This window comes from Halomonas korlensis, assembly GCF_900116705.1.
In the GTDB taxonomy this organism is placed as follows: Bacteria; Pseudomonadota; Gammaproteobacteria; order Pseudomonadales; family Halomonadaceae; genus Halomonas; species Halomonas korlensis.
In genome coordinates this window covers 104,108-116,722 of record NZ_FPBP01000008.1, presented here as the reverse complement: position 1 = coordinate 116,722, position 12,615 = coordinate 104,108, and the positions used below count along the sequence as shown (strand labels likewise).

Below are 12,615 nucleotides of genomic sequence, written 5' to 3'. Positions count from 1 at the left end.
GTCAGTACAGCACCAGCAGATCCTGGACACTGAGCCGGCGGCTGGGCTCGTCCAGGGCGATCGCACCATCGGCGATGCCCACGACCCGGTCGGTGAAGCGCAGGGCCAGCTCCACGTCGTGCATGGCCAACACTGCGGTGGGGTAGGCCTCGGTCAAGGCCGCCATGACCAGTTCGGCCAGTGGCCCGTCGAGGGCCGAGACCGGCTCGTCGGCCAGCAGCAGGTCGCCTTGCTGGTAAATCGCCCGCGCCGCGGCGACGCGCTGGCTCTGGCCACCCGAGAGCTCGCCGGCCGCGGCCCAGCATTTGTCGGCGATGCCGAGCCGCTCGAGCAGCGGCGTGATGGCGTCGATATCGCGGCGGAAGGGGCGCACCAGGCTGGCCAGGTTGTACCAGCTGGGTCGCCTGGCGAGCCCGCCCATATAAACGTTGTGAAAGACGCTCAGCGAGGGCACCAGACCCAGCTCCTGGGGCATCAGGGCCGCGCCACTTGCCTGCCAGTGCTGCTGCATGATGCTCAGCAGCGTCGATTTCCCGGCCCCGCTTCTGCCCACCAGGGCCACCCGCTCGCCGTGCGCCAGCGTCAGGTTGAGCGGACCGAGCACGCGCGCGCCGCCGTAATTGGCCACCACGTCGGTGAGGGCGAGCGAGGTCATCAATCGAGGATGTCGAGCTGCTGGCCGACTTGGTGGATAATCTCGTAGTCGTCGTTATCCACCGGGATGAAGCCCGAGCGCGGGAAGCTCTCGAGCAGTGCCGGATCGTCCATGTCGAGCAGCGCCTGCTGGACTCGCTCGCTGAAGCCGTCGCCGAAGCGCGCGTCGACATCGCCGCGAATCGTCCATTGATAGTCGGGATAGGGCGGCGTCTCCCAGACGACCTGCACCGCATCGGTATCCACGTTGCCGGCGGCGACCTCGTTCTCCCAGGCCTTGTAGCTGACCACGCCGGCCTGATAGGCGCCGGAGGCGACCAGCGAGATGGTGCGGCTGTGGTTGCCGCTGAAGCCGACGCGTTCGAAGATCTCTTCCGGCGCCGCGCCGAAATCGTTGCGCAGGAAATACTCGGGCATCAGCCGGCCGGAGGTGGAGCTCTTGGAGCCGAAGCTGAACGTCAGGCCGCGCAGCGCCTCCGGCGCACTGTCGCCCTCGACCGGGGTCAGACCGCTGTCGCGATGGGCGATGACATAGCTCTTGTAGTCGGGGTCCTCCACGCCCTGGGCGATGGCCTGCGAGCCGGGCACGCGCTGGCGCGCCTGCACGCCGGAGAGACCCCCGAACCAGGCCAGTTGCACCTGATCGTTGCGAAAGGCGGTGACCGCCGCGGCGTAGGACTTTACCGGCACGAAGCGCACCTCGACCTCGAGCTCGTCCGCGAGATAATCGGCGACTTTCTGGAAGCGCTGCTGCAGGCGCGTCTCGTCCTCGTCGGGAATGGCGGTGAAGACGAAGGGGCTGGCCCCGGCGATTGAGGTGGCAAGCAGCAGTGGCAGCGCAACCGACAACACTAGAGACAAGCGTCCGAGCATGAGGCGATCCTTGCAGGGTGGGATAAAGGCGCCATGTTACCCAAAAGCCGCCGGGTTTCCGATGTCAGCGCGCACAGGTGCGAAACCCCGCCAGAACATCGCGGCGGTCGGGCATGAAGAAATTGCGATAGCCATTATGGATCAGCCGCGAGCGTGTCGCCCAGGCGCCGCCACGCTGGACGCGGCGGCCTTCCGGGAACCAGGGGGCCGAGTAGTCGCGGTAGAGATCAGGGGAAAACCCGGGGAAGGGCCCGAAGGTCGAGGCCGTCCACTCCCAGACATTGCCCAGCATCTGCCGACAGCCGAAGGCGCTGTCACCGTCGGCGAAGGCGGCGACATCGACGCGCCCCAGGCGCCAGGCGTCCAGGTTGGCCCGGCGGGCATCGGGTGGTGCCTCGCCCCAGGGATAGCGACGCTTGCCGGGTGCCAGCGATTTTCCGTCGTCCGTCGGCACGCGGCTGGCGGCGACCTCCCATTCGGCCTCCGTGGGCAGCCGTCGCCCGGCCCACTGGCACCAGGCCTGGGCCTCGTGCCAGCTGACATGCGCCACCGGCTGATGCGGCGCCAGGGGCAGCCAGCGGTCGAAGTGGCGCTCCTCCCAGCCATTGGCGCCAGGGATTCCCGCCTGGGTCTTTCGCCAGTCGCCCGGGGCGTGCAGGTCCACAGACGTGCGCCATTGCCATCCCGCCTCGCTCCACAGCTCGCGCCGTTCATACCCCTCGTCGGCGACGAAGGCGGCGAACTCGGCGTTGGTCACCGGCGCGCGGGCGATCCGGAAGGGGGCGACCTCGACGGTCATCGGCGGCTTCTCGTTATCAAAGCGAAAGGGCACGCTGTCATCGGAGCCCAGCAGGTGGCGCCCGCCGGGAATGGCGACGTCGCTGGGCAGCGGACCGGTGGCCATCTCGCCGGGACGCTGGTCCGGCGGTGGCTTGCCCAGCTCGGGCGCGGGGTCGCCGAGGGTCTGGCGGGTGTAGAGAAACGCCTCGCCGTGCATGTCCTCGTGCAGGGTGGTGAGCTGGTAGACGTAACTCTGCGCCGCGCTCGCCTGGCCCTCGGGCAGTCGCTCGAGCATGGCCTGCTCGACGCGCGACAGATAGTCCAGCGTCGTCTCGCACGCCGGCAGCGGTAGCGCCCAACGGTCGTCGTGGGCGATGCTGCTCGAATCAAACAACCGGTCGGCATCGGCAAGTTGATAGTCCGGCAGCGCGTAGAGCCCGCGCAGGGCGAAATAATCGTGGAAGAACCCAAGATGACCCAGCTCCCACAGCGGTGGATTGACGATGGCGAGCCGCGGGCCGAGCTCGCGGGCGTCCAGAGTGTCATGCATCAGCGCCAGGCTGCGTTGGCGGGCATCGGTGAGCATGGCCGCCAGATCGTCGGCGGCGCGCGGGGGTGTGGGGGGTGTGCTGAAGGTGGTAGAGAGCATGCCGACCTCGTCGAGGAGAAACGCCAGTGGTGAAAATAGCGCTGATCACCCCGGCGGGTCGAGGCTCGCGTGCCGGCAATCGTGCTACGGCGACGCGCTGGGCAAGGCTGCTGCGCGAGCTAGGCTGCCGGGTGCGGGTGGTCGGCTCCGACGAAGACGCCGATGCGTGCCGCCTCGATGGCAGGCCGCCGGACCTGGTGGTGGCGTTGCACGCCCTGCGCAGCCACGCGGCCATTCGCGCTTGCCGCGAGGCCTTCGCGAACACCCCGCTGGCCGTGGCGCTCACCGGCACCGATATCTACCGCTTCCAGCACAGCCACCCCGAGGCGTTTCTCGAGAGTCTCACGTCGGCCGACGCGCTGGTGGGCCTGCACGACGAGGTGAAAGCGGATATCCCGCCGTGCTTTCATGCGCGTCTGCATGTCGTGCATCAATCGGCATTGCCCTTGCCGCCAGGCGCGCCGGGGCCGATCAAGGGCCACTACGAGGTGCTGGTAGCCGGCCATCTGCGCGAGGAGAAGGACTCGCTGCGTGCCGCACTGGCCGTGCGCGAGCTGCCGGCGGCGTCGCGCCTGCGGGTCATCCAGCTGGGGGGCGTTCACGACGAGACATGGGCTGAAAATGCCCGTGACGAGATGGCGCGCAATCCGCGTTACCGTTGGCTCGGCGACCTGCCCCATTGGCAGGTGCGCCGCTGGATGGCCAGGGCGCGGCTGATGGTGATCAGCTCGCGCATGGAGGGCGGCGCCAACGTGGTTAGCGAGGCCTGCGTGGCAGGGCTGCCGGTGCTGGCCTCCGACATTGCCGGCAACCGCGGCCTGCTCGGCGAGGACTACGCCGGCTACTTTGCGGTGGCCGATACCCAGGCGTTGCGCGAGGGCCTGCTGCGCGCCGAGGCGGAGCCCGCCTTCGTCGAGGGGCTGCGCCGCCAGGTTCAGGCACGAGCACCGCTGTTTCATCCCGATGCCGAACGCGCGGGGTTGGCGCGGGTCATCGCCGCCTGCGGCCTCACCCTTTAACACTATCCACTATCCACTATCCACTATCCACTATCGACTGCCATCGGTCAGGCGGATGGGTTCCAGCGCCTCACCCGAGGCGTGAACCTGACCGATGATCGCCGCCTGGCCGTAGCCGAGAGCGTGCAGGGCGCTCAGGCAGGCCGCCGCGCGCTCGGCGGGGACGCTGGCCAGCAGGCCGCCGGCGGTCTGCGGGTCGAACAGCAGCGGATAACGGGGGTGGTCGACCCACGCCGCCTGATCGTGGATGGCCCGGCGCAGGCGCACGTTAGCCGGCTGCAAGGAGCTGAGAATGCCTGCGGCGACGGTCTCCTCCGCGCCATCGAGAAGCGGCAGGGCGGCGAGGTCGAGTTCGGCATCGACGCCCGAGGGGCGGGTCATCTCGACCAGGTGCCCCAGCAGGCCGAAGCCGGTGAGATCGGTGCAGGCGGTGGCCCCATGCTCGCGCAGGCAGGCCGCGCCCTGGCGATTGGACTGGCACATGTGCGTGAGCGCGGCGTCGATCCAACGCCCCTTGGCGCCCAGCCGGGCGTGGGCGGCGAACAGGGTACCGGTGCCGATGGGCTTGGTGAGGATCAGCGCCTGGCCGGGACGCAGGCCGCCCTTAGTCAGTATGGAATCGGTCAGGGCGCTATCGCCGCCGGCATCGATCAGGCCGTTGACTGCGAACCCGAGTGCCAGCTCCTGGCCCTCGCCGGTGTGTCCGCCGACCAGCGAGCAGCCGGCCTCGTTCAGCACCTCCAGGGCGCCGCGCATCATCTGGTACACCGTATCCTCGACCTTGGCCTCGAGCCCCTGCGGCACGGTGGCCACGGCGGTGGCGGTCTGCGCCTCGGCGCCCATGGCGAAGATGTCACCCAGCGCATGATTGGCCGCGACCTTGCCGAACACATAGGGGTCGTCGATGAAGGCGCGAAAGAAATCAACCGTGTGCACCATGTCCTTGCCCGGCGGGACGCGCACCACCGCAGCGTCGTCCGGGGCGTGCAGACCGACCAGTATCTCTTCGCGCGGGAAGGGCTCAAGCGTCGACAGCGCCCGCGACAGCACCGAGGCGCCGACCTTGGCGCCACAGCCGCCGCAGCGCATGGCGATCGCCGAGATCGCCTGGGCGCTCTCTTCCTCGTCGAGCGCCACCCGGCTGGGTTTCGCCGTCTTGCCCTGGTGCGCTGGCATGGGGAGCAGGTCGTTGAGCTGGGTCGTGAATCGGGCCATGAAGCGCCGGTCGATCCAATCCTTCCAGCGCCAGACCCAGTCGCCGGCCAGATACAGGTCGCCGCGCGAGGCCACGGCAGACTGGTCGCCGGTGCTGATCAGGGCCAGCCAGCGGCGCTGGGGGCGATAGGGCCTGAGTGGCCGGCCGGTGATGGCGGCGCGCAGGTTGTCGGCCAGCGGACGGCCCTGACGCACGGCGAACACGCCGGCCTTCTCGCGGGAATGGTTGACCTGGCTGGCGATATCGCCGGCGGCGAAGATGCCGGGGTCGCTCAGCGACTGCAGGGTGTCGCCGACCTGGATGAAACCGTCGTCGTCCAGCACCAGGCGCGTCTCGCGCAGCCAGGCCGCGCCGCCGGCGTTGGTGACCCAGACGATCTCGTCGGCGTTGTGCCAGTCGCCTGAGGCGCTCTGCAGCCGGCCCGCCTCGACGGCGACCACCTCGGTCGCGGTGTGCAGCTCGACGCGGCGCTCGGTGAGGGTGCGCTGGAAATGCTCGCGCACGCGGGCATTGTGGGTCGGCAGGATCTGGCTGCCCCGAGTGTAGAGCGCGAACACCAGTTCGTCGGGGTCGCGCCCTTGGCGGGCAAGCTCGCCACGCAACCGGGTCTGCATGGCCAGCAGCAGTTCGACCCCGCCCGCGCCACCGCCGACCACCGCCACGCGGGTCCTGCCGGGATGGTGCCTTGGGTGATGGTGCGTAAGTCGCTCGATGAGCGCCTGCCAGCGGTCGTTGAACTGGTGGATGGGCTTGACCGGCACGGCATGCTCGCCGGCGCCCCGCACCGCATCGACCCGCGGCGTCGAGCCGATGTTGATCGATAGCTGGTCGAAGGGCACCGGCGGGCGCGACCGGCACAGCACGGTTCGCGCGTCGTGGTCGATGCCCAAGGCCTCGTCGCTGAAGAAGCGGGCCCCAGCGTACTGGGCGAGTCGACGCAGGTCGATATGCACCTGGTCGTAGGTGTAATGCCCGGCCACATAGCCCGGCAGCATGCCGGAATAGGGCGTGTGGGTGTCGCGGCAGATCAGCGTCAGGCGCACACCGGGTTCGGGCCGCATGGCAAAGCGCTTGAGGACACCGACATGACTGTGACCGCCGCCGACCAGCACGATATCGCGCAATACCGGGGAATCCGGTTGCTGCATGGGAAGACTCTCTCTAGATTGAAGGATCACGCTCAGCAGTGTTCACGAAGACAGTGTTCATGAGGACAGTGCTCACGAGGATACGCCATGACCCAGGCCGTGCGCTTTCACGATCAGCATGTTGACGACGCCGATCCGTCCTTTCTCGATGACGTGATGTCAGGCCTGAGCGCCCGACCCAAGGCATTGTCGCCGAAATACTTCTATGACCGGCGGGGTTCGGCGCTCTTCGAGCGCATCTGCACCCAGCCCGAGTATTACCTGACCCGCACCGAGGAGCAGATTCTCGCCGCGGCCACCGCCGAGATCGCCGAGCTTGCCGGCCCCGAGTCGCTGCTGGTCGAGCTTGGCAGCGGGGCGAGTCGCAAGGTCCGCTTGCTGCTCGAGGCGATGCAGCCGGCGCGCTATCTGGGCGTCGATATCTCACGCGAGTTCCTGCTGGAAAGCACGCGGCGTCTCGCCGCTGATTACCCTTGGCTCGAGGTGCATGCCGTCTGGGCAGACTTTTCACGACGCCTGTCCTTGCCTCAAGGAGTGAGCGGGGGACGTGCGGTGGCTTTCTTCCCCGGGTCGAGCATCGGCAACTTCGAACCGGTGGCGGCCGAGGCCTTCCTGGCCGGGCTGCATCGTCTGCTGCCGAAGGGTAGCGGGCTTTTGATCGGGGTCGACCTGATCAAGCATCGCGACATCCTCGAGGCGGCCTACAACGACGCCGCGGGCGTGACGGCGGCGTTCAACCTGAACCTGCTCAAGCGCCTGCGCGATGAACTCGGCGCCGAACTCGTCCCGGCAGGTTTCCGGCACCTGGCGTTTTATCACGAGGCGGCGTCGCGCATCGAGATGCACCTGGAGAGCCTGCGCGAACAGGCGATCCGCGTCGGAGGGCGGGACTTTATGCTTGCGGCGGGCGAAACGCTGCATACCGAGAATTCGTGCAAGTACAGCGTCGAAGGGTTCCAGGCGCTGGCGCAACGCGCCGGCTTTGCCCCGACGGCGGTGTGGACCGATCCGCAGGCGCTGTTCAGCGTTCATTATTTATTGAGCGAACAGGCGGTCGCATATTCAAGCCGCCTAGTTCGCTGAACAACCCTACCTATCAGGTATCTATACGGGTTACCCGAATTGGCAGACCCTGGCGCACGGCGGCGCCGCTGATAGGCTCCAGCCAAGTGCCGTCCACGCTGCGAGTGGGATCCTTGAAGCCCAGGTCGTTGATGTTGATACCGGCGCGAAGCCACTCGAGATCGGGCTGGGACTCGCCGTCAATCACGTGGGGAGTGGCCCCCAGGTCGCGGTGGCCGTAGCCGTGCTCGATGCCCAGTGCTCCCGGCATCACACCCTCGCCGATCAACGCCAGGCCCACTACGCTGCCGCCGGGGCTCTCGATGCGGATGGTGTCGCCGTGCTGGATGCCGAAGCGCTCGGCGTCCTGGCGGTGCATCATCACCGGGTTGTAGGGCTTGATCATGCGCAGCCGCTCGAGGCCGATGGCGTAGGAGTTCATCAGGTTGGACTTGAACGAGAACGCCAGCAGCGGCCACTCCTCCTCGGTGAACACCTCGCGCATGCTGCGGCCGTCGGCCAGTGGTGGCAGGCCGTGGCAGGGCACGCCGCGGTTGGGCTGGCCACTCTGGGTGTTGATGCTGGTGCCCACCTGCTCGTTGTAGACGCACAGGGTGCGCTTCCAGACGCTGGTGAGGTTCTCGCCCTTGAAGTGGTCCTTGAAGTCCTCGAAGCGCCCGCCGCGGGCGTAGAGGTAGGCCACCGGGCCGCGCTCCTCGGGCTTGAGGGTGCGCTCCAGCCTGGGCAGCAGCGGGGCCAGGCCGGCGTGGGCGATGTCGCTCTCGTCGGCCGCGGGCAGCGCTTCACCCTGCATGGCCACGTTGGCGGCGGCGCTCAGGAAGAAGTCCTCGGCACGGTTGAGCGGGTGCAGGTTGCCGTCGGCGTCGGGGATCGCCTCGTCGCCGAAACCGGCCAGGCCCAGGCGCTTGGCGGTGGCGATGAAGAAGCTCTCCATGGAGACCGGCTCGCCTTCTTCGGTCTTCTGCTGGCGCGGCTCCACCACCGGCCAGCAGGCGGTGGTCATCTTGCCCAGGGTGCCTTTCCAGGCGCCGGTGAAGCCCCACACCTCATACATCACCGAGTCGGGCACGATGTAGTCGGCGTAGCGGTTGGTCTCGTTGAGGAAACCGTCGATGGCCACGAACAGCCCCAGGCGCTTGGGGTCCTTGATCTTCTCGGCGATCAGCGTCTCGAGGCCCGCCTGGCCGTAGATGGGGTTGGCCATGCAGCCGATCAGCGCCTTGATCGGGTAGGGGTAGCCGTCCAGCGCCGAGGGCAGGTGCTCGGTGAGGGTGGGCGGCGCCAGCGAACGCCAGGGGGCGCGGGCCGGGTAGGGATTCTCGCCGGCGGACACCTTGCGCTGGTACTCGGAGGACTTCTCGTAGGGGAAGCGCGAGCGGGAGAGAAAGACCCCCTGAGGGCCGCGCTTGCCGGGGAAGTTGGCCAGGTCGTAGCGGGGACCGGTGCCGACGCCGTTGAACTGGCCGCCGCCAGCGGCGCTGCCGCCCTTGCGGTTGTGGTTGCCGGCCAGCACGTTGAGCATCTGCATGCCGAAGGCGGCGTAGAAGCCGTTGCCGGACATCATGCCGCCATGGGAGTTGGCCACTGCGCGACGGCCGTGGCGGGCGAAGCGGGTGGCCAGGTCGACGATGGTGGCCTCGGGGATGCCGCAGTGTTCGGCATACTCGGCCAGGCTGTACTCGTTGGCGGACTCGCGCAGCAGGGTCATGCTGCTCTTTACCCGCACGCTCTCTCCGTCGGCGAGCTCCACCTCGCGGTCGACGAACAGCTCGGCGGCCATCACCGCGTTGCCCTGTGCCAGTTCTCCGTCGGCCACCACCATGGGCACGTCGGCGTCGCTGCCGGCCTCGGCCTGGCCTAGGTCGCTGGCGCGCAGGAAGCGGCCGCGGCGCGGGTGCTCATCGTTCGTGATCACCAGGTGGCTGGCGTTGGTGTGGGTCGCCTCCCCGGCGGCCTCGGCGGCGGGCTGGCCGGGAAGCTCCAGGAACTCCTTGGCGTAGCCCCCGTTGTCGAGCAGCCACTGGATCATGCCCATGGCCAGGGCGCTGTCGCTGCCCGGGCGGATCGGTACCCAGCGGTTGTGGTCGGCGGCATGCGAGGCCGAGGCGTTGAGGCCCGGGTCGACCACCACGTACTCCAGGCTGCCCTCGGCGCGGGCCTGGGCGATCAGGCGGCCCTGGCGCTTGAAGGGGTTGCCGGCCTGGCTGGGGGCGGTGCCCACGTAGAGGATGAAGCGGGCGTTCTGGATGTCCGGCTTGGTATGGGCGTTCTTGGCCAGATCGTCCATCACCGCGCCGGAGCCCATGCGATAGGCCAAGCCGCAGTAGGAGCCGTGGTGGCCATAGTTGCGGGTGGCGAAGGCGTTCATGGTGAAGCGCTTGAGCAGCGCGGAGCGGCCGTAATCGGTGGCCTCCATCACCATCAGCTGGTTGGCCTTCGGGCCGTACTCGGGGTTCTCGGGGTCGATCAGGGTGTCGTGGTCATGGATGGCGCGCAGGCCGTCCACTGCACCCTCGCCGAACAGGTCGCCGCCCTCGCAGATCTCCTCGATCAGCTGCTCGAAGCTGATCTTCTGCCATTCGCGGCCGCCACGCTCGCCGACCCGCTTGAGGCAGTGAGTGACGCGGAAGGGGCTGTCGATCTGCGCCATCATGGCGTTGCCGCGGGCGCAGGCGGTGGAGCGGTTCTGCTGGCCCTGGTCGCCATAGGCGCTCAGCCCGCGCAGGGCCTCGACCACCGGGGTGCGCATGGGCAGGTGCTCGTCGGCGGAGAGCGGGTGGTAGGGGTTACCGGAGACGCGCAGCACCTGGTCGGTGTCATTGTCGACGCGCACCCGCACCCCACACTTGGTGGTGCAGCCGTAGCAGACGGTGAAGGCCACGCGCTGGTCGGGGTTGAGGGTCAGCTCGCCGCTCTCGGGGTCGACGGTGTACTCCGGCGCCAGGGAGTTGCCGTGGATGCGGTGCTCGGGCTTCTCGCCGGCGCTGCCGGTGACGCCCTTGCCCATCTTGATCAGCGGGTCGGAGTAGCCGGCGGCGAAGGTGGCGGCACCACCGGCGGCGACGGCCCCCTTCATGAAGCGGCGGCGTAAGGAATCGACGGGGGACTTAGCCATGGCTGGGGGCTCCTTCAGTGGTTTCCGCAGCGCTCTGGGCGTCGGGGTGTGCAGGGGCGGAGTTTGCAGGTGAAAGGTCGGCGGCGCTGCCGCCCTGGCGGGCCTGGCGCCACGGCACGAAGAGGTCGATCAGCAGGATGGCGGCTAGCCACAGGCCGAAGGTGCCGACGATGCCGAGGATGCCGGAAGAGCCGGCGGGAATGCCGTAGTGGTGGAAGCCGGCGCTGTGGCGGGCCACGGTCTGCACGTCCATCAGCACCACCCAGCGGAACATCCAGCCGACGTGCAGGGCCACCAGGCCGAGCACCCAGGCCCAGGCATAGAGTGCCGGGCGACGTGAGGCGGGGCGAGTCAGCAGGTAGAGCACGGCGCCGAACAGCACCACGCCGGTGAGGCCGCCCCACAGAGCGGTGCTGCGCCACTCGGCGCTGCCGCGCACGGACTCCATGGCCGCGGCCACCGAGCCGACGCTGGCGTTGATGCCGTCGAGGAACCAGCTGCCGGCGACGAGTCCGGCGACCAGGCAGGCCCCCAGCATCACCTTGAGCATCTGGCGGCTGACCGTGGTGCTGCGTTCACCGGCCACGCGGTTGAGCACCAGGATCAGGCCGGTGGCGGCGATGAAGCCGGTGGCCACGAACATCGGCGGCAGCCACACGGTGTGCCACAGCGGACGGGCCTTGACGATGGCCACCTCGGCGCCGGTATAGAGCATGATGCCGGTGGAGAGGGCCAGGGTACCGAGGCCCACCAGCACCACCAGGGCGCGCGGGGTAGGGGCGTCGCCCAGCGATAGCCAGCGGGCCACGAAACCGGCGATGCCGGGGGCCTGGCGATGGGCCTGCAGCGCCGGGCGCCAGGCGAGCCAGGCCAGCACGATCACGCCGACCACGTAGAGGGGCAACACCAGACTGCCGACGGACATCCAGGAGTGGCTGTTGGCGTAGGCATAGAAGTGCCAGAAGCGCAGCGGCTGGTGCAGGTCGGCGAGCAGCGCCACCGGCGCCACCAGGGTGGTGGTGAGGCAGGCGAGCAGCGCCAGGCGTGCGGTGGGCAGCCAGCGCTGCTTGCCGAACACCAGCGCCGGGGCGGCCAGCCACAGGGTGGCGTAGGACAGCGCGATCATGAAGAAGTACTGCACCGCCCAGGGGTACCAGGCGATGTCGTAGCGCGGGGCGAGCAGCTCAATGGCGGAATTCATAGCCCATCTCCTGGCCGTGGGGATCGAGGACTTCCAGGGCGACCGGCTCGGCGTCGGGGCGAGTCACGAAGCGCTCGTCCATGCCGAGGTAGAAGACCTGGGGCAGGGTGTTCTTTTCCGGCTGCAGCACCATCAGCTCGTCGCGGTGCTCGGCGATCATGCGGCTGATCTGGCTCTCCGGATCACGCATGTCGCCGATGATCCGTGCGCCACCCACGCAGCTCTCCACGCAGGCCGGCAGCAGGCCGGCTTCCAGCCGATGGGCGCAGAAGGTGCACTTGTCGGCGGTCTGGGTACGCTCGTTGATGAAGCGGGCGTCGTAGGGGCAGGCGTTGACGCAGTAGGCGCAGCCCACGCAGCGGTCGCTGTCGACCACCACGATGCCGTCCTGTCGCTGGAAGGTGGCCTCCACCGGGCAAACCGGCACGCAGGGCGGGTTCTCGCAGTGGTTGCACAGGCGCGGCAGCATGAAGGTGGCGACCTCACCGGTCTCCTGGTGCTCCACCTCGTACTGGGAGACGGTGGTGCGGAAGCTGCCCAGCGGGGCGGCGTTCTCGATATGGCACGACACGGTGCAGGCCTGGCAGCCGATGCACTGGCGCAGGTCGATAAGCATGCCGTAGCGCTTGCTGGGATCGCCTTCGCGACGAAGTGGCTGCTGGTTGATGCCGGCGCTGGCAACGCTGGGGAGCGGTATCAGGGCGGCACCCGCGCTGAGGCGGGCCAGCTGGCCGAGAAGGGTGCGGCGAATGGGGTCCATGGCGCCTCCGGTGGCCTGGTTGAGCGGGAATGTTCCGCATGTTGGGGTCAAGGCGATACCGGGAGGCTACCTGCGACCAAGGCCTAGGCGCTTGACATTGATCAAGAGAACGTTAGC

General features: G+C 68.5%; 9 protein-coding genes. 2 read left to right on the top strand and 7 right to left on the bottom strand.

Going from position 1 to position 12,615, the window contains the following annotated elements; genetic code table 11:
- Window position 1: 1 nt before the first annotated feature.
- The 3 genes from BM341_RS11875 to senA all read right to left on the bottom strand — a co-directional run bounded on the left by BM341_RS11875 (window position 2) and on the right by senA (window position 2,956).
- On the bottom strand, window positions 2–655 hold the full coding sequence (locus tag BM341_RS11875) for an ATP-binding cassette domain-containing protein (protein ID WP_089796194.1): 654 nt from the start codon (window positions 653–655) through the stop codon (window positions 2–4).
- Window positions 655–1,527, bottom strand: coding sequence for a putative selenate ABC transporter substrate-binding protein (locus tag BM341_RS11870; protein WP_089796192.1), 873 nt, complete (start codon window positions 1,525–1,527; stop codon window positions 655–657). Before BM341_RS11870 ends, BM341_RS11875 begins: the two co-directional genes overlap by 1 nt.
- A gap of 64 nt (window positions 1,528–1,591) precedes the next feature.
- Window positions 1,592–2,956 carry a selenoneine synthase SenA gene (gene senA, locus BM341_RS11865; protein ID WP_089796190.1) on the bottom strand — a complete coding sequence of 455 codons (1,365 nt, stop codon included), beginning with the start codon at window positions 2,954–2,956 and terminating at the stop codon, window positions 1,592–1,594.
- A gap of 29 nt (window positions 2,957–2,985) precedes the next feature.
- On the opposite strand from senA, the gene senB reads away from it, so the two are divergent.
- Window positions 2,986–3,975, top strand: coding sequence for a selenoneine biosynthesis selenosugar synthase SenB (gene senB / locus BM341_RS11860; protein WP_089796346.1), 990 nt, complete (start codon window positions 2,986–2,988; stop codon window positions 3,973–3,975).
- A gap of 30 nt (window positions 3,976–4,005) precedes the next feature.
- Here the strand turns inward: senB and selD are convergent, their stop codons facing one another.
- On the bottom strand, window positions 4,006–6,339 hold the full coding sequence (selD, locus tag BM341_RS11855) for a selenide, water dikinase SelD (RefSeq protein ID WP_089796188.1): 2,334 nt from the start codon (window positions 6,337–6,339) through the stop codon (window positions 4,006–4,008).
- 87 nt (window positions 6,340–6,426) lie between these two features.
- On the opposite strand from selD, the gene egtD reads away from it, so the two are divergent.
- On the top strand, window positions 6,427–7,422 hold the full coding sequence (egtD, locus tag BM341_RS11850; protein WP_089796186.1) for an L-histidine N(alpha)-methyltransferase: 996 nt from the start codon (window positions 6,427–6,429) through the stop codon (window positions 7,420–7,422).
- Between the two features lie 13 nt (window positions 7,423–7,435).
- Here egtD and BM341_RS11845 read toward each other — a convergent pair whose 3' ends face one another.
- The 3 genes from BM341_RS11845 to dsrO are packed head-to-tail and all read right to left on the bottom strand — an operon-like array spanning window position 7,436 to window position 12,498.
- Window positions 7,436–10,537, bottom strand: a complete 3,102-nt coding sequence (locus tag BM341_RS11845) for a molybdopterin-dependent oxidoreductase (RefSeq protein ID WP_089796184.1) — start codon at window positions 10,535–10,537, stop codon at window positions 7,436–7,438.
- Window positions 10,530–11,738 carry an NrfD/PsrC family molybdoenzyme membrane anchor subunit gene (gene nrfD, locus BM341_RS11840; RefSeq protein ID WP_089796182.1) on the bottom strand — a complete coding sequence of 403 codons (1,209 nt, stop codon included), beginning with the start codon at window positions 11,736–11,738 and terminating at the stop codon, window positions 10,530–10,532. Before nrfD ends, BM341_RS11845 begins: the two co-directional genes overlap by 8 nt.
- Entirely contained in the window at window positions 11,722–12,498 is a 777-nt protein-coding gene (gene dsrO, locus BM341_RS11835; RefSeq protein ID WP_089796180.1) for a sulfate reduction electron transfer complex DsrMKJOP subunit DsrO, read from the bottom strand. The genes nrfD and dsrO overlap by 17 nt, the downstream gene beginning before the upstream one ends.
- Between the last annotated feature and the right edge of the window lie 117 nt (window positions 12,499–12,615).

Excerpts from the sequence above, each read along its gene's own strand:
- egtD (WP_089796186.1), top strand. The coding sequence starts at position 6,427 with ATGACCCAGGCCGTGCGCTTTCACGATCAGCATGTTGACGACGCCGAT.
- BM341_RS11875 (WP_089796194.1), bottom strand. The coding sequence starts at position 655 with ATGACCTCGCTCGCCCTCACCGACGTGGTGGCCAATTACGGCGGCGCG.
- senA (WP_089796190.1), bottom strand. The coding sequence starts at position 2,956 with ATGCTCTCTACCACCTTCAGCACACCCCCCACACCCCCGCGCGCCGCC.
- BM341_RS11845 (WP_089796184.1), bottom strand. The coding sequence starts at position 10,537 with ATGGCTAAGTCCCCCGTCGATTCCTTACGCCGCCGCTTCATGAAGGGG.
- nrfD (WP_089796182.1), bottom strand. The coding sequence starts at position 11,738 with ATGAATTCCGCCATTGAGCTGCTCGCCCCGCGCTACGACATCGCCTGG.
- selD (WP_089796188.1), bottom strand. The coding sequence starts at position 6,339 with ATGCAGCAACCGGATTCCCCGGTATTGCGCGATATCGTGCTGGTCGGC.
- dsrO (WP_089796180.1), bottom strand. The coding sequence starts at position 12,498 with ATGGACCCCATTCGCCGCACCCTTCTCGGCCAGCTGGCCCGCCTCAGC.
- BM341_RS11870 (WP_089796192.1), bottom strand. The coding sequence starts at position 1,527 with ATGCTCGGACGCTTGTCTCTAGTGTTGTCGGTTGCGCTGCCACTGCTG.